Source organism: Desulfosporosinus fructosivorans (genome assembly GCF_004766045.1).
Classification (GTDB): Bacteria; Bacillota; Desulfitobacteriia; order Desulfitobacteriales; family Desulfitobacteriaceae; genus Desulfosporosinus; species Desulfosporosinus fructosivorans.
In genome coordinates this window covers 589503-611978 of sequence record NZ_SPQQ01000001.1, presented here as the reverse complement: position 1 = coordinate 611978, position 22476 = coordinate 589503, and the positions used below count along the sequence as shown (strand labels likewise).

21 protein-coding genes are annotated in these 22476 nt (G+C 40.7%); 2 read left to right on the top strand and 19 right to left on the bottom strand.

Annotated elements, in window-relative coordinates; genetic code table 11:
• Positions 1–32: 32 nt before the first annotated feature.
• The 9 genes from E4K67_RS02925 to E4K67_RS02890 form a co-directional block, all read right to left on the bottom strand.
• A complete protein-coding gene (locus tag E4K67_RS02925) occupies positions 33–1124 on the bottom strand; it encodes a (Fe-S)-binding protein (RefSeq protein WP_135544883.1) in 1092 nt (363 codons plus the stop codon).
• A gap of 366 nt (positions 1125–1490) precedes the next feature.
• Positions 1491–1988 (bottom strand): GNAT family N-acetyltransferase, encoded by a 498-nt coding sequence (locus tag E4K67_RS02920; RefSeq protein WP_135544882.1) that lies wholly within the window; start codon positions 1986–1988, stop codon positions 1491–1493.
• 350 nt (positions 1989–2338) lie between these two features.
• Complete coding sequence (locus E4K67_RS02915) at positions 2339–3709, bottom strand: MFS transporter (RefSeq protein WP_135544881.1); 1371 nt, start codon at positions 3707–3709, stop codon at positions 2339–2341.
• A 250-nt stretch (positions 3710–3959) separates the two neighbouring features.
• A complete protein-coding gene (locus E4K67_RS30045) occupies positions 3960–4112 on the bottom strand; it encodes a hypothetical protein (protein WP_199242441.1) in 153 nt (50 codons plus the stop codon).
• A gap of 554 nt (positions 4113–4666) precedes the next feature.
• Positions 4667–6799: a sigma-54 interaction domain-containing protein gene (locus E4K67_RS02910; protein ID WP_243454313.1), complete on the bottom strand. Its 2133-nt coding sequence runs from the start codon at positions 6797–6799 to the stop codon at positions 4667–4669.
• Positions 6800–7334: 535 nt separating this feature from the next.
• Positions 7335–8588, bottom strand: a complete 1254-nt coding sequence (locus tag E4K67_RS02905) for an MFS transporter (RefSeq protein WP_243454312.1) — start codon at positions 8586–8588, stop codon at positions 7335–7337.
• 76 nt (positions 8589–8664) lie between these two features.
• A complete protein-coding gene (locus E4K67_RS02900; protein ID WP_135544879.1) occupies positions 8665–8904 on the bottom strand; it encodes a hypothetical protein in 240 nt (79 codons plus the stop codon).
• An 88-nt stretch (positions 8905–8992) separates the two neighbouring features.
• On the bottom strand, positions 8993–9328 hold the full coding sequence (locus E4K67_RS02895) for a 4Fe-4S dicluster domain-containing protein (RefSeq protein ID WP_135544878.1): 336 nt from the start codon (positions 9326–9328) through the stop codon (positions 8993–8995).
• Between the two features lie 55 nt (positions 9329–9383).
• On the bottom strand, positions 9384–11624 hold the full coding sequence (locus tag E4K67_RS02890) for a molybdopterin-dependent oxidoreductase (RefSeq protein ID WP_135544877.1): 2241 nt from the start codon (positions 11622–11624) through the stop codon (positions 9384–9386).
• Positions 11625–12534: 910 nt separating this feature from the next.
• On the opposite strand from E4K67_RS02890, the gene E4K67_RS02885 reads away from it, so the two are divergent.
• Positions 12535–12786, top strand: coding sequence for a hypothetical protein (locus E4K67_RS02885; RefSeq protein ID WP_135544876.1), 252 nt, complete (start codon positions 12535–12537; stop codon positions 12784–12786).
• Positions 12787–12875: 89 nt separating this feature from the next.
• Positions 12876–13154 carry a hypothetical protein gene (locus E4K67_RS02880; protein WP_135544875.1) on the top strand — a complete coding sequence of 93 codons (279 nt, stop codon included), beginning with the start codon at positions 12876–12878 and terminating at the stop codon, positions 13152–13154.
• Between the two features lie 61 nt (positions 13155–13215).
• On the opposite strand, the gene E4K67_RS02875 is transcribed toward E4K67_RS02880, so the two are convergent.
• From E4K67_RS02875 to E4K67_RS02835, 10 genes are all read right to left on the bottom strand, one after another.
• Complete coding sequence (locus E4K67_RS02875) at positions 13216–14001, bottom strand: MBL fold metallo-hydrolase (protein WP_135544874.1); 786 nt, start codon at positions 13999–14001, stop codon at positions 13216–13218.
• A gap of 324 nt (positions 14002–14325) precedes the next feature.
• Complete coding sequence (locus E4K67_RS29635; RefSeq protein ID WP_158408385.1) at positions 14326–14493, bottom strand: hypothetical protein; 168 nt, start codon at positions 14491–14493, stop codon at positions 14326–14328.
• A gap of 6 nt (positions 14494–14499) precedes the next feature.
• Complete coding sequence (locus tag E4K67_RS02870; protein ID WP_135544873.1) at positions 14500–15462, bottom strand: DUF169 domain-containing protein; 963 nt, start codon at positions 15460–15462, stop codon at positions 14500–14502.
• A gap of 154 nt (positions 15463–15616) precedes the next feature.
• Positions 15617–16450, bottom strand: coding sequence for a TIGR04282 family arsenosugar biosynthesis glycosyltransferase (locus E4K67_RS02865; RefSeq protein ID WP_135544872.1), 834 nt, complete (start codon positions 16448–16450; stop codon positions 15617–15619).
• Between the two features lie 65 nt (positions 16451–16515).
• Entirely contained in the window at positions 16516–17067 is a 552-nt protein-coding gene (locus E4K67_RS02860) for a flavin reductase family protein (RefSeq protein ID WP_274594825.1), read from the bottom strand.
• A gap of 609 nt (positions 17068–17676) precedes the next feature.
• Positions 17677–18681 carry an aminoglycoside phosphotransferase family protein gene (locus E4K67_RS02855; RefSeq protein WP_135544870.1) on the bottom strand — a complete coding sequence of 335 codons (1005 nt, stop codon included), beginning with the start codon at positions 18679–18681 and terminating at the stop codon, positions 17677–17679.
• Between the two features lie 59 nt (positions 18682–18740).
• Positions 18741–19622, bottom strand: coding sequence for a nucleoside hydrolase (locus E4K67_RS02850; RefSeq protein ID WP_135544869.1), 882 nt, complete (start codon positions 19620–19622; stop codon positions 18741–18743).
• 85 nt (positions 19623–19707) lie between these two features.
• Positions 19708–20808, bottom strand: coding sequence for an ABC transporter ATP-binding protein (locus E4K67_RS02845; protein WP_243454310.1), 1101 nt, complete (start codon positions 20806–20808; stop codon positions 19708–19710).
• The gene (locus E4K67_RS02840) at positions 20789–21604 is read right to left on the bottom strand and encodes an ABC transporter permease (protein ID WP_135544868.1); all 816 of its coding nucleotides are present in this window, start codon (positions 21602–21604) and stop codon (positions 20789–20791) included. The genes E4K67_RS02845 and E4K67_RS02840 overlap by 20 nt, the downstream gene beginning before the upstream one ends.
• Complete coding sequence (locus tag E4K67_RS02835) at positions 21597–22472, bottom strand: ABC transporter permease (protein ID WP_135544867.1); 876 nt, start codon at positions 22470–22472, stop codon at positions 21597–21599. The genes E4K67_RS02840 and E4K67_RS02835 overlap by 8 nt, the downstream gene beginning before the upstream one ends.
• Between the last annotated feature and the right edge of the window lie 4 nt (positions 22473–22476).

The window sequence follows — 22476 nt, the reverse complement described above, 5'->3', positions numbered from 1 at the left end:
CCTTTATCTGTTCGGTCTGTCGTTGTCATTTCCTAATTTAATATTTCATCCTGATCTGAAAACATTTGTGCTGCCTTATTTTTCGTTTCCGTGTAGTCTTCATCATAGTCTAGAAGAAGATTCAAGGCATGTCGAATCGAAAGCTGAGACGGCTTGCGGGCAAAGTTTAATACACAGCTGAGACAGCTACTAGCGAGAATTACAGCACCTGAACCGCTCGCTTCATTTAATCTGCTCTCGACTAGGTTGCAGGCCAGTTCAGGACGAAAATGAGATATCTGCCCTCCGCTCCCACAACATAGTGTATTTTCCCGGTTATTAGCCATCTCCACCAACTCATATCCAAAAGTTTCGAGGGCACCACGGACTTGCTGCGCAAATATTCCTTCACCCCGGTCAGGACATGGATCATGGACTGTACACTGAGGTAAACTCTCTGGCGAACCGTTCTTGAAATCCAGCATCTCATAAACCGTGAGAATTTCAACTCCTGTCCCCTTTATCAAATCTCGAAGCAAATAGTAGCAACTTGGGCAACTTACCACGAGCCTTTGTATTCCTCTTTGTTTTACTTCATTAATAATCGTTTCTGAATATTTTTCAGCTCTGTCTATTAGCCCCATTTGGTACAAGGGTTTACCGCAACAGCTCGTGAGCATCCCCTGACACCCATATTTCAATTGTATCTGACTATAAATCCTCTTAGTCAGTCCTGGAGAGTAAGTCATCAAAGTACAACCAGGGAAAAAGCCGGTTTTAGAATCTAAATCAATGGTTATATCGCTATAGTCAACTTCATAATAACTGCGATACAGCTTCATTACGTTTTCTTCCTCGTCTGGTAAAAGATAGTTGAAATCGTTCGGGTCAAGTTCTTCATTTCTTACTGCTTCAACTCGCCGGTCAACAAACATCTGCATGGGATTGAGATGAAGCGGGCATACGACTTCACACAAACCACACTGCGCGCAACCGTACGCTTCCTCAAACGTTATCCCTCTACTGGCCATCTCGAGCGGTGATACTCCCGTTTGGGCTAAGAAATTGCAAGCACTTGAACATAAACCGCATTCCGCACATTCCGCAATTATTTCTTGTGTAGATGTTTCCAAATTTAGTTGCATAATATTTTTCTCCTTATAGCCCTAACTATTGACTTACCTAACGGTGAATATCTCTTTTACTCCTACTTTTTGGTGCTTTTGTAAAAACAACGATAGCATTCTGCATATTGTTTACTCCTCTCCAGCTTTAGTCGACAAGCCCTAGTTCTTTAATCCATTCACAGATTTTTCAATAAACATTCTTAGGTTAGGATTCGGAATGTACTAACGAAAGATAGATACAATGCTAATAGACATTTCAAAAAGCATACCAAGTATTAGTTTTTGTCCGGGTGAATAAGCCCAGTGATTGTTCGCTAGGAAGAACTACACTGGGTATTGAACCAATCTTGTTCATAACGGGGTGGAGATAGATTTTCTCACGCTTCATCGGCTGATATAAATACCTTTAGGCATACCTCCAACAAATTCCATAGGAACTGGTGCGCAGTCCTCTTTATCCGGACAATCACTACATTGTTCTCTAAATAATTTTGGTAACCTAAGGAAATTGCAAGACTTAAACCCTATAGCTTTGTAGAAATTTACTGCATATCCTCTAGCCACGGTCATAATGATATAAGATCCCTTCGGTACAAATTCTGATAGAGGATTTTTACAACACTTCCATGGATTCTGGACGATTTCTTTCATGAGGAGCCGACCTATCCCTTGACAGAGTTTATCTTGCTTAACCCCTAGCACCTCCAAGAAAAAGTGTTTATCTTCATACTCAACAATCTTGGCCCCTGCTACTACTCTTTCATTTTCTTTGACGATGAGCTGCTCTTCAATCTCTCCAGGAATACCCATTCCATACTCCAAGAGAATTTCACTTAATTCATTCTTATCCTGCACTTCAGCAAAAAGTATTTCGGCTACCATAATTCACATCCTAAGCTCCTTTCACACCACTATCACTTTGTTACTTTGCGAAACAATCAAGTCTGATCGTAAGATCTGTATGTATCATGTTATACAGCAAGAATCATGCCAATTTAAAAACCGGCATAAACCTCGCTATAATCACTAATTTACGTTATTTCCTCGTCTTACCATAACTAAATTGTTTTTCATTTTGGGATAATTTTTTCATTTTGACACTATTTCATTTTTCATTATCAAGAGATATGACTTTGTTTTTATTTTGACATAGTCTCATGTGTTTTTAATTAACAAAAAATAAGCATGCCTACCGATAAAGGGAAGCATGCATGACTCTAGTTTCTTCAGGCTTAGGAATTATAAACAGAAGAATTAATCTGTTCCTCGGCAAGCTGATCCAGGGATTTTCCTTTAGTTTCACTTTTTACAAACATAAGAGCTGCAATTGTACCGATTATCGCCGGAATAACATAAAAGAGAAAGGACATTGAATACCCAAGTTTCATTTGTATGACTATTCCGGCAACAATTGGAGCAGCTGCGCCCCCTACTCGCCCAAATGCATGACACCATGCTACTCCTGTATTTCGGAATTCAGTTCGGTATGATTCTACAATCAGTGGCTGTATAGCAGTAATTGCATAATTAACAGCAAAACCCAGGAAGATATTCGCAGCTAAGATTGCTCCAAAATTATTGCCAACAGATGCCATAATGACAATGGCAACGGCAGCGACAATAAAGCTCATAACAATATTTTTTTTGCGGCCCAGTATTTCTGAGGTGAAGCCAGTTGAACAATTGGCAATAATTGCGGCACAGTTCTGCGCAATTGCCAAGCCATATGCGGAAGACAGTTTTAGACCTTTCTCTAACATCAATGAAGGTAACCACGCATTTATGCCATAAACAATGAAGCAGCCCATAAAGTACATGATCCAAATACCGGCAGTTATTGTTCTATATTCTTTGGAAAAAAGGGCCTTGACTCCGACTACTTTTGGGGGTGTTGGAACAATTAATCCTGCAGAGTCCCAATCAGTACATCTACCAGTAGCAATTTTTTCAGCATTTTGAAGAGCTTTAACAGCTTCCTCTTTACGTCCTTTACTCGCTAACCAATGGATTGACTCTGGCATTTTAAAATATAAGAAAACCGCATACAGTAGAGGTATGCCACCCAACAGGTAACAAAATCTCCACCCCAATCTTGGTACAAGAAAGGTGGCCACAACACCAGCCAGTACCCAACCAACGATCATCCATGCCATACCAAACGTAATAAAAACAGCTCGTCGTTTGGTTGGTACAAATTCGGATAATGTAGTTGCGACAACAGGGATGCAAGCACCCAGGCCCACTCCGGTTAATATACGGAAAAACGCAAATGCCTCGAAGCTGTGTACAAAGAAGATAGGTACGGTTAGTATGGAATACGCGGCAATAGAGTAAATCAGAGTTTTCCTTCTACCAATTTTATCAGAGACGATGCCAGCAATTGCGCCGCCAAAGATCAAACCTATGAGGCTCCAAGAGGACAGACTACCTTTTTGAACTGCGGTTAAACCCCATTCAATAGCTATTTGCGGCATGGTGTAGGAAACGATCATGTAATCAAAGCCATCAAACACCATAGCTAAGCCGATGAGGAAAAATATATGCCAAGTAAACCGGTTTACACCGAGGGAATCTATTACTTCAGATATATTAAATTTTTTCATCTTTTCATTCTCCCTTTGTAACTACATTAGTGTTTATGCAAGGTGCTACTTGCTGTAAACATGCGAGAACATTGAGTGAATTAAGCTATCAACTTCGAATGATGTAAAAGAATAATATCATCCCGGAAATAGTCTGAACGGATCCTGTATGTGTATCTGGAGACCCGTTCTCTATAGAACAGGCCCCCGCTACAATGACTCCACTGCTTCTTGTATAGCAAATAAGTTAACTAGAGTGATAACACGAACCTTATTTCTCATCTTTCCCAGTATTGTTTGCAGGAGGAATTTCAGTCTTACAAAAAGGACACTTCTTTTGTTGAACTCCTCCTATGGCAGCGAGCTTCTTTTTGCAATTTGGACATTCAACGGGCTTTGATACGCCTGCAGGTCTAAAACACATTATTAAAATACCTCCTTTTTTCTTGTATTGGGAATATTATTGCCGCTGTTCCCTTTCACGCTTCTTACACCTCTTACACCTCTTACACCTCTTACACCTCCTTAGGTATACATGTTTTAAATGCAAAAACTGTGCCAACCTGTTAATCATCAGTATGATTGGCTGTATGCCTGATAATTAAGGGTTCTTGCTCCACTAAATGCATAATCATTTGATCTTCTTTTGCTTCCTAAACCAAGTCTCAATGCTCATAAACCCAGTTAAATCAATGAAAACTGACTAATCCTTTTTTGGGATTAAGTATCATTTTAGAATTTTCAAACCACTGTTTAAGTGGATCGCAAAATATACACGAATAAAAGCCACTGTAGCTAATGATCGAGAGACTCCAGTGTAGAGTGCGCTAGATGGATGGTGTATGATTTTAGGAGGTGGAAACCCTCCAGGGGGCTGAGAGCCAGTATGAGACACAATGATACACACAAAGGGAATTGGCAACCGTTGACGGCCCCAATTCCCTTATACACATTCCTTTATTCACAACCCAATCCTATTTATTTGGGCATCTTTGAAGGAGTTTTTGCAGTAGTATTATCAATATTATAATCTTTCAATTTTCGATAGAGTGTCGAACGGCTAATTCCTAGGATCTCTGCGGCAACAGGTAAATAATTGTTGGCAAGTAGTAAAGACTTCTCTATCGCGACTTTTTCCAGATTCTCAAGGCGTAGCATTTTGTTATCCGTTATTTCATTAAATTTTATAGGACTGCTGTCTAGAAGAATATAATTGGGCAGGTTCTCAGGTTTAATTAGGTTATCCTGAGCAGTATTCACTGCATAAATCATAGCATTTTCCAATTGTCTTACATTACCGGGCCATTCATATTCATTAATTATTTTTTGTACCGCAGGACTGATTTGCTGAATTTTCCGTCCTTGTTTTTTACAGTAATTTTCTATAAACAATTTACTAAGAATTTCGATGTCATTACCTCGTTTACGCAAAGGTGGAATATTAATCGTCAATACTGACATGCGGAAGTACAAATCTTCACGATATTGATTTTCTTTCACCATTTTATAGAGATCTTTATTTGTAGCGGCAACTAGCCTAAAATCTACCTTCTTATAGCGTCGACCCCCTATACGCATAACTTGCCTATCTTCTAAAGTTCGAAGTAAAACAGCCTGAATCTCAAGAGGCATGTCCCCAATTTCGTCAAGGAAGAGTGTCCCTCCGTGGGCCAGCTCAATTTTTCCAGGTCTTCCATTGCGTTCAGCGCCAGTGAAACTGCCTCCTTCGTAACCAAACAGTTCGCTCTCTATTAATTCCCGAGGCATTGCTGCACAATTTACTGCCATAAACGTTCCTTGAGGGCGATATGTATTGTGGATAGCCTGAGCAAAAAGTTCTTTTCCTGTACCGCTTTCCCCAATCATGAGAATATTTTCCGGCAAGCTAGCAAAGCGTTCTGCTATGGCTATACTCTTCTTGAATTCTTTGTTCTCACCAAGGATATCTTTAAAGCTATAAGTGGCAATGCTTCCTGATCTATTAACTGCCAAGGCATTAATCTTTTCAATCTGAGTAAGTTTTAAAACTGCAGATACAACTTGGTTAGTTTTCAAGTTTACAATCGGCCGAATATTGACCAAATAAGTCTGTTCATCATCAGCTATACAAATGGATTCTTCAACATCAACATTGTTACCTTTTATTACTAAATCCATGATGCGAGAGTGACTACATAGAAATCTTTTTATATTTATCGTTCCAATTTCATCCGAAATAAGCTTCAACATCCGGGTACCTTCCTTATTGATATGAATAATCACCCCTGTTCGATCAATGCTTATAATCCCCTCATCAATAAAGGCAAATGTGGTTTCTAATGTACCATGCGTAGTGATCAATTTATCATTAACAATTCTTAAATTGACATTGCTCTCGTTTAGCTCTTCGTTATTTATATGCAATTTTATCTGTAACTCAACTGCTGTGGCCAAGGAAGTTATTAGGCCTAGAGTATGCGAACGAAGATTATGAAAACTTTCTAGCCAAGGTCTCTCTATCAAAGGTTGACTCAAAATCAGAGTGGCGATTACTTCCCCAGAATTATCCAGTATAGGCGCAGCTGAAGCCATAATATTTTCTAAAGCTACGCAATAATGTTCAGGACCCATTAACTGAACAGGTCGCTTGAGACGTACACATAAAGAATGAACGTTGGTACCTATGGTATATTCGTTCCAAATTAAGTTCTCCGTAGGCACTCTCATCATATCGCCTTCCTGTAATAAAAACGCTCCATTTTTATCGCATAAGTATAATATATAACCTGAAGTCAAAATTGTCATTTCTTTAAAAGTATCAATCATTGGCTTCGCAATTTCTATAATTAAACTGTTTTTGTCCATTGTTTCCTGATATTGACTGGAGCTCAAATGTGACTTGCTAACTTCCATGTAGGGGTTGATTCCCAATTCTCGAGATCTCAACCAGGAGGCACTGACTTCTTTGTTCATGTGCTCATTATCACAAATGTCTGTATCAATATTTTGCAAAAAATTCTTTTTGCAGGATAGTAACACTCTCCAATTTTTTTCGAATACATTGTCATTAACTTCATCAGATAAATGCTCGTGCAAATTCGGAGTATCAAAACCTAGGTTTTTATTAGTCACCTGATTTACCTCCTTAATTACATGGATATTCTGTTTTTATGGAAGGTTTCCGCCTAGGCGTCCTACGAACTTCATATATCACTATAGTTTATACTAATACCGGATATCAATATATTATATCCAGTATTAGTATGGGTCAAGTCGATATTGCAGATTATTCATAAATATTCGACTTTTAAGGTTAAACCGTCCATTATCTACATTAATTGAATTATCCGTTGGGCAAAGTTTTGTTGCCCTTAGCACATTGCCCATTCCGTTGCTTCTAGAGGTGAGGTCTTTCTCTTTGCTTCTCTTCACCGTGTATCAGCCATTACAGCTGACCGTTAGGCTACTGTTGAGTCTCTCTGTCATATGCGGTGCTATTTCACCACCAAGTTAATCGCCATGCGTGGCGCATTTAGAAAATAAGATCAGGAATCATTATCCTGATCTTATCAAATCCAAAAAATAAATCTTTTCATCATACCCGCAAAGAAAAGAACCGCCATCAGTGGAGCCTGTACCAACAGATCTAATCTTGGTCCAAAGACAATTATGCAGCAGCTTTGTTTCTTAGGCTTGGTAACGCTAATGCGATCAAAGCAGCTATAAGCATCATTGCACCTGCGAACCCAAAAACTGAACTAACTTTACCTGTAGCGTCTGCTACTATTCCGGCTACCATAGGTCCAAAGAAACGTCCAACTGTGGCAAAAGTTGATATAACACCGGCACCAGTTCCTCGAACTTCCATAGGAAAATAGTCAGTAAAGGAAGCCAACAATACAGGGACCATCCCCATACCAACCCCCATCAAACCCACGACAATATACATATTGCTAAGTCCACTTCCGAAGACAAAAATGTATCCCATCGCGAATACTGCCCACCAGATACCGGCAATTCCTATAACGAATTTTCTCTCTATGCGATCGGACAACGGACCCCATATTTGTTGACCCACTAGTTGGCATAAACTATAGATTGTGACTGCAAGGCCAGCTTGCACAGCGGTAAATCCAGCACCTCTAACAGAAACAGCTAGGAAAACAGTAATCGTCATAAAGGCAAGTTGCCAGAAGATGTACATTATTCCCAGCTGCCATGTTATCCTCATTTTGAGGACCTCGCCGAATCCTCCTTCTTTTGCTGCTGGAACTGAATCAACTATTACATCCAATGGTGACCCTATAGGTGTCAAACCCTTATCTGCAGCTCTATTCCTTACGATAACGTATATTAGAATTGTGCATACAAGGGCAACAGCTCCCAAAATAACAAAGGTGCTTTGCCAACCGAAAGCTTTTGACAGCTTAGGTGCCACAATTCCTAACACTGCAGCCGTGAGAACACCACCGGGGGTGATGAGGCTCATGGCCCTGCCTCGTTTACTCGGGTGAAACCACGCTCCAATGAGCTTAGGTATTGTAGCGCTATAAATTCCCGCAGCTCCGAAGCCAACCAAAGCAAATATAATGAGGGCTTTGGTAAATGAGTCGCCAACAAAGCCAAATAATATGACCATCAAGGCAGAAATTATACCTGCTGCTGTTACTGCAAATCGCGCACCAAATCGATCAGCAATGTAGCCCCAGATAAATGAACACCCAGCATAGGTCAAACCAAAAACTGACATGATCGTTCCTGCTGATGCATTGGTTAAGTTAAGGCCTATTTTTACTTCAGCCATGATAATCGGCAGAGTCTGTAGGCTGATCATCAGGATTATCTGAGTAAGGAATCCTCCAAATACAACCATCCAGCCATAATGTATTCCATTATTAGTATTGGTATTTCTTTGAATCACGCTTACACTCTCCTTGCAAACTACTAATTCGAATAACATTTTGGCATTTAATCAGATACGATATCCTGATGATAAATTACTTTTCGCGTTGTAACCCTTGAAACTTTTCCTCAACCTTTGGAGTTGCGTATCCCTTGAAAGGTTTCCTCATGATTTTACCTTTTATATAATAAAAGCCTTGTTTCTTCTCTAATTCGACTTTACTCATACCTATACTTTCTAATAATTGACTAAATTCTTTTCCTTCCGCTAGTTCCGAACTTAGAAACTTATATGCAGAATCGGTGTCAAGTTTTAAATAATCTTCTTTATTCATGATTAATAATACCCCCTATAATTGTATATTTCTTGGATATTGATGCTCGGGAAACCCCTTCTATGAAGGGGCCCCGACTAGCATTTTCTTAAGGGATAAACATTACCATTTTCTTACCTTTAGCAGCCATCTTTTTCGCCAGTTCTTCCACCGGCCCGTATTCCATGCACTTAGCAAGGCAGTGATGAACACAAGTCGGTAGCTCTCCCTTGCCCACCCTTGATTCGCACAAATCGCAGAGCGAGGTAGGAACAGGGATATAGTTCCACTCGAACTTGTCATCAGTCAACTTAAAGGGACCAACCTCAGTAAGTTTAATGCCCCATTTGCCAAGAGGAATCCCATGCTCGTTCTTGCAAGCAACTTCACAACTATGGCAACCTGTGCAATATTCATAATCAATCAATAAACCATTACTTGACATATATTTTTCCTCCATTCCCGATAATTGTGTATTAGTCTGGTTCAACGATGAAATCTTATGCTTCCCTTCTGGAAGCCTTGCAAATCATTTGCTTGAATGGAGCGCCAAAACCGAGTTTCCCAATGTGTTTATGAGGTACCAATTTGTTAATATTCGAGTCCCATACGCCATACAGACTAGGCTCTTCAGCAGGTTTCTCTGGGAACCACCAACCGTGCACTGCATGAACGACCCTAGGATGAATGCATGGTGTTAGATGGGCCTTCATCTTACACTTACCAAACATGTTCTCAAGGTCAACCCAATCGCCTTCATTAATACCAAGATTCTGAGCAGTCTCCGGATGTAATTCACAAACTGGATCTGGAGTAATCTCACGTAAGGTTGAAATTTGTCTATGCTCCGAATGGAATGAGGTGAAAGTCCTAGCACCAGTTGTAAGAATCAACGGATACTCATTAAATAACTCTGGAGTACTTACTGGGCTATAAGGAGGCTCCTTGTAATACGGCAGAGCATCATCGCCCCACGTTTCGAAAAGTGTCGATGTCAGCTCAACCATACCTGTTACTGTGTTGAAACCTGGTTCACCATCTGGCCGTAAGAGGCCCTTTTCGTGTTTCCCATACGTGTATTTAGGCTGATAGACGCCAAGTTCTCTTAGATCATTAAAATCTATGCCTAGTTCAGGTTTCAATTGCTTGCTAAAGAAATCCGGAACGTCATCAAACTCCCACATATCCGGATGGAGCTTTTTACCCAGTTCTATGCAAACTTCGATGTCAGACTTGCAGTCACCGACAGTAAAGGCCTTATTCATCGCTCCTAAAAATACGGGATTTCGACCAAAGTGAGTAATAACTATGCCATCGTGCTCAGCAAACGTGGGTAGCGGCAAGAAAATATCGGCGAAAGCCATCGCTGTCGGGGTCATGAAACAGTCTTGCACTACGTTGAACTCCAAGGATTTAAGAGCCCTGTACCATCTGTCAGGTTGAGCAGAACAAGTAGCGGTAATGAAGTTACTACTGTTGAACCAGCCCATTCTAAGTTTGTATGGTTTGCCTGTTTCCAAAGTATCCAGTGTTTCGTCTGGATGAGTTGTAGCCAAGGCATTAGCCAGCGCCGGCCATTCTTTGGCTCCGATTCTCTTATCCCAAAGTTCTTCTGATATATTGGACCGGGTATCCATACGCCATTTTCCGAGGAGTGCAGCGGGTGCCCCTAAGGTTATGCCTCCTGGCACGTCGAGATTGCCAGTAATCGCACCGAGAGAGAGTATCGCGTGTCCGAGTTGCACACCGTTTGGATTTTCATCCACAGCCAAACCCCATTGGATAGCAGTAGGCTTGTTCATCGCGATAATTCTAGCAACTTCAATGATCGTTTGTTTCGGCACCCAAGTTATTTCCGCAACCTTCTCGGGCGAGTATTCCTGAACGCGTTCTTTAAGTTCGTCGAAGCCGTAACACCATTTATCCACAAACTCGTGGTCATAGAGGTCTTCGTTGATAATGACATTGAGGAATGCCATTGCGAGGGCAGTATCTGTGCCAGGACGCAATTGACATACATACTCCGACCGAGTGCCGAGCCAAGTGATCCTCGGATCTATTGAAATGATTTTGGTTCCTCGCTTCATCATATCGATGAGGGAATGTCCATAAAAGCCATCCGGATTGGACATCAGAGGATTCTTACCCCACTCCACAATATATTTTGGCAACGTAAATGCAGGGTTATCATAGCGATCTGGGAAGGTACCAGCAAAGTCGATCTCAGGATACCCCGCGCCTAGGATATAGTCCGTGATCGCGCATCTTGGTCCGTAGCAAGACCAACCACTGAGCGGATAGCACACATTTGGAGTACCAATTGAGGCAAAACCAAGTGGATAGTAGTATAGGCATGCTTCTCGTCCAGTTCCACCGAACACGACTATCGACTCAGCACCATGATCTTTCTTAAGTTGTAAAATCTTAGGAACAATAATATCCCAAGCTTCTTCCCAGGATATTTTTGACCATTTCTCTTTTCCTCGATCTTCAATTGACCGTTTCATTGGAGAAATAATGCGTGTAGGATGATGTACATATTCAGCTAGTGCTAGACATCTAACACACAACCTGCCTTGACTAATGGGATGTTCTGCATCCCCCTCAACCTTTACAAGTTTACCGCCTTTAACAGTCAATTTCATGCCGCATCCTACTGGATGGTCCCCTGGCGGCGACCAGCCGCAGGTCCTGACTGTATACGAACCATCTTCGTTGTCATGCTTCCATTCTTTATTCATTTTCTCACAGTCCTTTCAAAAACTTGTATTTCTAGACTTTTAGGATCAGATTATTACTAGGCACCATTCCAAACAACAAACCTTCGTTTTCTTCATACCACCACCTTTAATCTTATCTACTCGACCAAATTACCCCTTTGCAAGTATTACTTTATATTGATATTTGCAATAATCGTGCCAACTTGGTTAAAACATAGGAAGATGGCTTGGTACCAGCATTGTTACGGTTTTATCATTCAACTACCTTAAGATGCTTTATGTCTTTTTGAGATGCGTAAGCTGTTGTTTATTAGGTTACAAAGCAGGTGAATCGCTGAATAAATAGCTAATCCTTTTTTGCAATCACAGTATCATTTTAGGAAAAATTATTTCACGCTAGACCACGTAACAGGGCATCAGGTTACAACGTTATGTCAGTTGGATTTCTACTAAAGTCGATTACTTAGGACAATGTGATTTTCAGCTGATTGCATAATCTAATCACCTACTCAAATCCTACATTGCGATATCCCCTCGGTTTTAGGATCTTTCTGAACATAAAAAAGCCCCTTAAGGGGCTCAACGTACATCTTTTAGTAGTTAGTTTTTTCATTAGTTCTCTAAACAGTGGTTTAGAAATTCTAAAATGATACTTAATCCCAAAAAAAGATTAGGTAGTTTTCTTTGGTTTAACTGGGTTTGTGAACATTGAGGCTTGGTTAAGGATGCAAAAAGAGATCAAAATATTATGCATTTAGTGGAACAAGAACCCTTAATTACCCGTACACAGCCCAATTGTGCCCACTTTATTACAGGTTGGCACAGTTTTTGCATTAGTTTATCTAGGAGGTGTATAGAGAAGTAAGCGGGAACAACTCGACGCACTTCTCTAGTGTAATACTCATCTTAACAATTAAAGGAGGTACTAATAATGGCATTTACATTAATAGATGCGGCAACGTTGTGGGATAAACTTCAACAGAACCGTCCTTCAACAACTCCGCTATCGGTACTCAAAAATGATATGGCAATGGCTCTAGAAGACTATAAGCCCAATGATGTCTTAGAACAAACGCTACGGGACATCTTTGAACGTGCTGGTATGGCCTATCCTGAGAAGGTGCATGTATTTCACATTAAGACAACGCTTATAACCGCCCTTAGCCAACTTGCTGGTCAGTAGGATTTAAAAAAGCAACTCATTGCATAAGAAAAATGGCTACTGCAGCATATAGCAAGTAGCCATTTTGTTTACACCAAGGAGGCAATATCATGTGTTGGTCTTGTAATCCCTATTGCGGAAATTGTAAACCACCTAAAGAAAAACCAAAAAAATGTCCGGTCTGCAGCGGCTATACTTTTCCCGAATTTAAAAACTGCAGAAAATGTGGCGCAGTTTTGCCTGAATCAGTTGAACGTCCCGCCGTCATGTGCTATAACATCGAAAAGATGTGCGCGAATCCTTGCGGTAAACATAAATCACTTCCTAAAGATGGCGTCGTACAACAGTCCTGCAGGTGGCATACACCACCGAAAGATGAGGTTACTTGAGTGGCAATGTTGCTACTATCTAAGTAGGCCCATCCTAATTGGATAGGCCTACTTTTTGTTGTTATATTTCTATCACCATTCCATCATGAGCAACTAAAACATTAGGATATCGGGAAACTGCGCTCTTAAGCGCCTCTGTAGTAACTGCCTGGCTGTAATGCATGGACAGATGAGTTAAAATTGTTTCCTTGGCTTTAACTTGTCTACCCAGTTCGACAGCCTGCTCTACTGACATATGAGAATGAGGATACCAATTCTTACCATAAAACGTGGCGTCACAGATTAGCCAGTCAGCTCCACTCACAAATTTCTCCGTTTCCTCAGGTAGACCGGAAGTATCCGTAAAATAAGCTAGTCTTTTCTCATTAGATTCTATTAATAATCCTGCGGTTTCAATGCTGTGATTAGCCACTAAAGGCGTCAAACACACTTCCCCGAATTGATATCGTTGTCCGAATTGCCACGGTATGATGTTGAAAATGTCCAGTAGATTAGGAAAGGCGCTTTCAAATTGAGCCACGGCGCTAGGAGGTAAATACAGGGGCAATTTCTCGATTCGGTCTAATTTTACATAATACTCAAGCTCTCCTAGACCACTAAAGTGATCATAGTGCCAATGTGAAAGAAAAACACTGTCGATCTTAGTTATATTATTCTTGACGAGTTGACTTCTCAAATCCGGTGAAGCATCGATCAGAACCATTGTATTATTCGTTAACACCGATGCTCCACTTCGAGTACGAGTATACTCTGGGTTTTCTCTGGCTTCCTGACACGCAGGACAACTACAAAAGAAGGAAGGTACTCCCGTACCAGCCCCTGAACCCAATATCCTAAACTGTGGCATTGTTACTACCTCCCTTTGTCGCCTATACCCAGGAAATTGAAATATCATAGGGACGGGTTGACAATTTTCCCGATCAGAGCACGCATCACATTGTTCGACATACTGAGAAGAAAGTTGGGAAAAGCCACAAACTTCAAAACCATGTTTTTTATAAAAGAGACCTGTGTCATTCATTGGCACGGTTGTCACCTCATAAGGTCCTCTTGCCGACGATATAATGGATCGACAATAATTCCACGGCCAACTTGTTAATGCCGAAAGTAGAAAACCGCCTAGGCCAGTCCTACATTGATCGTTTCTTACGCCTAACACTTCTAAATGAAATTAGTTAGGGCTAGTCTGAAATAGCTTTCCGACTGCCCCGACCTTTCCTTCTACCCTCAACAACACATGATCTTCAATATCCCCGGATATCCCCAATCCATCCTCCCAGAGCAGTTGCTGAACGTCTTCTTTATCCTTCTTTTCTGCAAATGAAATCATAGGTTCCATACTTGTTCATCCTACTTTTGTTCGGTGTTTCAACTGAATAGCCTTTTGAGGACACTGTCCGACACAGGTATAACAGGAACTACAATTTTCAATGGCTATGACGCTGGATTTCTTTTTCCCATCAATTTCGACCATCTCTAAAACTGACCCTGGGCAAAACGCTGCGCATAGCTCACATCCAATACAACGATCGGTATCGATCAAGATCTCAACACTACCATCTTCTTGAACCCCAGGTATACCAACATTATCCATAATGGGAGGCATATAGATCTTATTTCGTTCTTCCGGAATACTCTTGACTGATAACTTCTGGAGCGCATCTGTCACATCCTGCAATTGCCCATACGGTATCGAAACATAGAGTTCAAAGTCATCAATCTCACTAGAAGCTCGCCCACCATAACAGCCAAAAGAAATATTCATTTCTCCACTTTTGATGACTTGGACGGTGAGGTCAGCACAAGAAGAGTTGTAACCTGAGGTTATAAAATTCTGCCGTTCTCCGCTGGAATAGGTTTTAGCACAACAAAGCCACATCGCTTGTTCCGGCCACAGCGTAAAGATAACAACATCCGGTACAAATGTCGCCTTTTCAAGGGGCGCCAGTACTGTTGCTGTATGGCTCCCAGTTTCAAATTCTGGCCTGCTGGCAATCATTTTTTGAGCGCACTCAATATTTGGTAATTTCTTAAAAAGCAAATATAATGCTCCAGATCTCAACTTCTCAGACATTTCCACCATTCCAAGAATACCCGACCCGTCTGGGCAGGCGTGCTTGCGAGGTGGCATATACAGGCAGTTTCCTCTGCGAGCTGCAATAATGGACTGACAATATCGAAGTGGCATAGGGGGTTCCATCAGTCCTTTGGGTATTTCTTCCCCCGGTTTCATGAGCTTAACGGCTACCGGTGACCACCGTAGCCCTAAAATTTCCTTTAACGATTTGGCCAGTTGTTCCTTACCCATCTTAGCTATCTCCTTTACCTGCCATCATCATTTCCTAATCCTGCACTTCATCCTGTTCTGCAAACATTTGTGCTGCCTTATTTTTCGTTTCCGTATAGTCTTCGTCACATTCCAGAAGAAGGTTCAAGGCATGTCGGATAGACAGATTACTTAACTAACGTTGTGGGGGCATGGCCGAAGACTCAAGACCCATTTCGTCGATTAGAAATTTTATCGTTCTATTAGGTAACTCAATCGTCGCATCATATTTCCCTGCTAACTGTAGAGCCTTTAAGACAGGAATTTGGCTCGCCAGATCCAGTGGAATGTCGACATCTGGTACTGCTTCAACTAACCCAAATGGGATATTATGTGAAGATGTTTTCTGTACTAGAACATCAAGTGCAGTTATTCCTTCCTTGTTATAAAAAACCCCCTCGAACTCAAATGGCGTGGTGCACGTGTAACCTATCATTGAAAATCCGCCTTCTTGACAGGCAGATGCGACCATGGCCGCCCCTACTGACGATTCTATGTCTTCAGAGTGCATTGCAACCGCTAGACCTTGGTTGGTAGAAGCAAGCTTCTTCATTTTGCTCACAGCATCTTTAATATTTAATGGCTGCAAACACGGTAAATCTCCTCCTACGATTAAAACACTGTCCGCTAACCTTCCAGCTTGGCCCTTTTTCAGTATATAATCAGCTGCATACTGCATACACTGATCGAAATTACCTTCCACGTCGGAGAATATCTCTTTTATTGCTTGTGGATTTGAGATATTTGCAAGAAATTGTTTCAGATAATCTCGGTCCCCACGATTATCCTGACAAATGTATACATCCCCACTATTAGCAGATACACAGTGATCAATAACGTCTAGCAGGCACGCTTCGTAAAAATCTTTTGCTTCCTCAGGCGTAAACAAGCCCCCCCGGGCAGTGGTAAGCCGAGTCTTGCTTACTCCTACTTTTGGCACTTTAGTAAAAACAACGATAGCATTTTGCATATTGTTTACTCCTCTCCAACTTTAGTCGCCAAACCCTAGTTCTTAATTGTTTCACAAGTATGAGTTTAGGAAATCTTCTCTTCAGATAGTTTTAAACCGAGGGCGTAGGCTTCTCCCAAATACTGACCAAGCGCGTAATATTTTCTATCCGAAGCACTACAGATGATTGGATTCACCTTTTCGATGGCTGGTACACCCTTTTCTCCAAGAACCCCCTCATCAGCCTTCACATCAACGATTTCGCCGATGAACTGAGTGTGTAAGCCAATGTCAACCGTCTGCAAGAGGGTGCATTCTATCACTATGGGGAATTCTTTAACATAAGGTGCATTAACGACGTCGCTCTTCACAGGAGTAAGTCCAGTCACAGAAAATTTATCAGTGTTTTTTCCCGAAACGATACCAATGTAGTCCGCTTCCATTGCATATAGCTTTGACGGAATGCTAATTGTAAAAGCATTATGTTCAAGAATATTTGCATAGGTTAAGCGCGACTTCTGCAGGGATATCGCGATGCAAGGTGGGGACGAACAGCATATCCCTCCCCAGGCCGCAGTCATAATATTGGGCTCACCCTTGTTATCGTAGCTCCCCACGACCCAAACAGGTGAAGGCATTGCATGAATGGTTGCACCCAAAGATTTTTTTATAGTTCATCACTCCTTCCCGAACATTGTTGTTTTAGGGTTGATTTACCAAGATAACCCTAAATATTGGGGCTGGGCCTGTTACCCATGTATGTATTCACAATGCAATAACCGTGCCAGAACTAAAAAGGAATTTTTTTAAAAAAATAGGCCCAAAATAACGTGTTGATATTGCTATCACTTAGATAATTCAACAGTGTATTTAGTGCCTAAATGACATCCACCTGGGCAAGCATTCCATATTTCAGTGATTATGAGGACGTTCATAGTCCCTTATCCTTTAATTAAAAACCATGATAATAGTTGAGGGGTAGAATTCGCTAATACGAAGAAATTTTCTAAAATCAGGATTTTTTTCAGATTGGGAATATTAATACTAAAATGACACAAAAATAATTTCGACTGTGCCAAGGCTAATAAGAAAAAACCATTCTAGTGAAGTATTGAGGTGATAAGACATAAATCCAGATATTGGTCAGAAAAGGCGAAATTCAAAGACTCGAACGGTAAGACTATCAGCTTAAGGAGGGTGTTCTATGTCGGCAGACCTTGGATCGCTGGCGATGAGATTCTACGGCTCTATTGAATCTTCTTTAAAAAATCAGGTTCCAGGTATTGTTCAATCTTGGTGAAAGTATCTTGATTGCTTAAAGGACGACCTGGCTTGATGTATTCTGTCCAGGCCATCGCACACCAGGATACTGCTCGCAATAAATTAAAAAATTTAAACATTTCCACCCGCTCCCGCAATGTTATAGCCTGGGGACAAGGCGAAAGGTCATTTAGGTAGGCGCTGATAAACAAATCTTCTTCCTCATAGCTAAGGGCATAATCTCTTTTCCACAAAGTAGTGGTTGGGATGAGAAAATGGCTTATATCCTGGGCGGGTTCGCCATAGATCGGTTTTTCCCAATCTATCAAAAAACAAGTCTCTGCCTGCTCATTCACGATGAAGTTACTAGAATTGATTTCCGTATTGATAACCCGCAGCCATGGATCCGCCATAAGATATTGTTCCGCTTTTTTTCGTTCCTCCGCTCGGGCCATGATCTTTTCGAACAGCCTAACTGCTTGAGGATTTGCCTGCGGACAGGCATAGTATTTTTCCAGCAGTCGGCTCGCTTCATGATAAATAGCGGTAAAGGGTTCGGACTCTTTGACCAAAAATTCTACTTCATCGGCTGTAAACTCTAAACCATGTACACTGGCTAACGTTCGCGCGGCCTTTACCAGGTCACAGCGGTAATCTAATGATACTCCGGGAAGATATTCCATCATCAGTATCCCATAGGGTATCTCTTGTTTAGTGTCGTCAAGATAATATGTCCGGGGAGTGACTCGCGATCTACTTAATAAGTGTAAAGCTTTATACTCATAAGCAATCTGATTGTCTAAGTCCATCTGGCTGCCGGTATTAATTCTGAAAACATATTTTTGCGCACCTGATTGCAACAAGTAGTTCAGGTTATATTCACCCTGGGCAAGAAAACTTACAGCTACCTCTTGGTCAAAATCAAATACTGAAGTAAAACAGTTTTGCAAAACATAGTCCTTTACTTGATCTAATAATTTTTCAGCCAGCAAATTGTAACACCTTCTTAAATTTTTACCGAATAATAACTTTTAGTATTCCAACACCTTTTTCATAATACCGAAATATCAACGTCTAACCATGACTTATAAACCTCCTTCGTGAATGAACCAAGATCACGGATCTCCGGCAGATTAACCCTACTATCGCCATTTTCCTGACTTGTGATATTTAATAAACCCTTTTGCAATTTTTGCACGTCAGATTTTAGATATTGGAAGTTATTATTGAATAAAGCTGGTTCGGCGATATAAGTTGCCGCTACCACGTCCCAGTTATGGAAACCGACAATTTCAAACCTTCTGATCATATTTTCAAACCAGCCTATGCATTTTTGAAAAATGTACTGAGCTATCGGTTTATTATTTGACTCTAATCTTTGGCGAAATTCCTGCTCCGTGAAATAAGCCACGAGGCAATTATTTCCAGTAATAGATGAAACATTTTTGCCTTTCTGGAGGACGCAATTTGCCGCATCAGGATCACAAAAAAAGTTAAGTTCATCAAGAATTTGGCCGTTAATATTTAGTTCCTGGATGATACCACCCATGAGCACAATCTCAGCTACATTTTCGAAGAATTCATTATCTAGTTTATAGGCTGAATATAAATTGGTGAGCGACCCTGTAGCCAGAATTGAGATTTCGCCCTTATTGGCCTTTACGGTTTCGACCAAGAACTCCGTTGCTTCACTTAGCGAAGAATATTTGTCAGCACAACCTTTGACCAGTGGAATATCCGTGCGACCTAGTTCTTTCAGCATGGTAGCCGTATTCGCGTAGACTGTTTCAATATCACTATTGCCATATGTTGAAGTTATCCCACATAATTCGATATTTTTTTTACCCAGTAGATATATTAAAGCCAAGCCATCATCGACATCGCAATCCAAAATGCCTAGTGTGTTATCACAGTCGTGAATTACTTTTTTCATATCATCACACTCCTTCACTAAATTGCATTACTTATAATTGTTCTGCCAGCTGACCTAACGCTTTGTTATTCGTGAAAATAAAACGTTAACCTAATTCTTTCTTATATAATATTCCCTTTGGATAATCTACATTGATATTCACTGATTCCCCGACATGAATATCAATGTTTGAAGCTGTGACGACAACTAAATCTAAAACGTTGTCTGTGATCCGAATATTGTATTTATCTCCAAGATAGCTGATTGCTTTTATTATCCAGGCCCCAGGCTCTTTGACCAGTTTGATATGGCTGGGTTTAAGCATTAATGAATAGCTTCCATCCTCCAGTGAGGTTTTGCAACCACCAATGGAACTATCACAGAAGCTTTGAAAAAATCCGTTTTCCACAAATCCTTCAATACTATTCATTTCACCGAAATAATTTGCAACCTCTGGGGTAGCGGGATTTTCGTACACAGACTTAGGCGTATCATATTGTAATATTTGTCCTTTAAACATAATGGCGATACGATCGGACATAACCAAGGCTTCCTCTTGATCATGGGTAACCAAAATCGTCGTTAAATTTAGTTCCCTGTGAAGCTTAATGACCAGTTCTCTCATTTTTTGGCGCAGATTTTCATCAAGACTGGAAAAAGGCTCATCCAGTAGAAGCACTTGCGGCTCTGCCGCTAAGGCTCTGGCCAATGCTACTCTTTGCTGTTGCCCTCCGGAAAGTTCAAAAACTTTAAATTTTTCATAACCGTCTAAACCTACTTTCTCCATAATATTAATCACATTTTTGCGTATGATTTCCTTATGGACACCTTTCATTTTTAGGCCAAATCCGATGTTTTGGCCGACATCCATGTGCGGGAATAATCTTAAATCTTGAAACACAATAACTGTTCCACGTTCTTCGGGTGCCAGTCTGTTTACCTGCTGGCCGCCAATATAGACCTCTCCTTCACTAGGCTCAATTAGCCCTGCTATTGTTTTCAGCAATGTACTTTTACCACAACCTGAAGGCCCTAGTAATGAAACTATCTCACCTTTTTTAACCTTAAAATTAATTCCCTTTAAAATCTTATTACCACCCAGACTAACATGTAGATTGCTTAACGATAAATTATCCATAACTAACCTCTCACACAGTAGCTTCGCGATATGAAAATTAATTTTCGATTCAACTAAAAAAGAAAACATCCTCAATGTTATAATACCGCTTAACCGTTTTATCTAAAATCATAAATACTATAAGCGTGGACAGAAGGAACAAAACGCTATACGCCGAAGCGATTGTCCTATCTCCGCTTTGGATATAAGGAAACATAAACATTGCATACGTTACAACTGTTCCGCCACCAATGAGGAGTGTTATAAAATACTGACTAGACGATACGATAAAAGCCATACAGATAGAGGATATTATGCCTGGAAAAGCGATGGGAAGAGTAATGTTTGTAAAAGTTTTAATTGGAGAAGCGCCCAGAACTCTGGCCTGTATCTCCAGCTTATCCCCAGTTGCTTCAGTTACCTCCGTCATTATTCTTAGCGTGTATGGCAAACACAGAATAATATGAACTAAGATAACGCCCAGTACATTATCACTTAAGCCTATTTTCATAAAGAGTACATCTATCCCCATGGCAAACGCTGTAACAGGCACGATTACAGGCATTAGTATGATGAATTTCAGAAGATCCCTGCCCCAAAAGTCTAATAAGACAATAGCTCTAGCCGCTGGTATACTTACGGCAATCGCTAACAGTGACACTATAGTTGAGAGAAATATACTGGAGATAAGTATTTTAATCGCCCCAGAATACCCCCCAAACAATTCACCTAGAGCTCTGAGGGAAAACGTTTCCGGAACTAGATGGGGCCAAGGCCATATTCCGGTAAAACTCCAGACTATTAATATAAGTATGGGAAACAAAACCATGAAATAGCTTAAATATATTAAGGATCGCATTATTAGTTTATTATTTTTTCTAGTCATTTTGAGTACCCAATTTCACAAAATTCTTCGATAATATCTTATAATAAATATAAGTAACAACCATAGTGAAGATGATCATGATACTATTTAGCACCATAGCGTAGGGCCTGTGGGCAATATCTGGATGGACGTATTCTACAAAGGCCCGGACTGGCAGTGCTTTAGGATGGGTTGCTCCTAACAGGTAAGGTATTTCAAAGGCTCCAAAGGAATAAGCAAAAATAATAATAAAGGATGTCGTTATAGCAGGGAGGCAAAGCGGAAGAGTGATATGCTTAAAGACCTTCCACTTTGACGCCCCAAGGTTTACCGCCGCTTCCCCTAAAGAAGCATTAATATTAGCCATGATGGTTACAACAACCATGATAACAAACGGTATTTCCTTCCACGAGTATGTTAGTATTAATCCTAGTGAACTTTCATCAAACATTATTGATAAAAAACCCTCCTGCCCCTGAATAAGATGCATTTGATAAGCCATTCTTGCGATGATACCACTTTGTGAAAACAAGTTCAGCATGAGTAACGCAGATACCGCATGTGGAATAATCACGGGTATTTTGAGAATCTGAAAGAATTTGCTCTTAACCAGCCCGGATGCGGTAGCCGCCACACTGACTAATACACCCATTACAACAGCAATCAATGATGATGCTACTGAAATATACACGCTGAGCCATAGTGAAGCGGTAAGATCGCCATTATTAAGGACTTCTCGATAATAAGAAAGAGTAAATTTGGTCAACCCAGCTGCAGGGATAATTCCGAAACTTTGCAACACGCCATTAATCAGACCAATGATGAAAATGGCCATCAGCAAAGCCACCGGAAGAATCATAATATAAGGCTTGAATTTTGAATAACTCATCAAC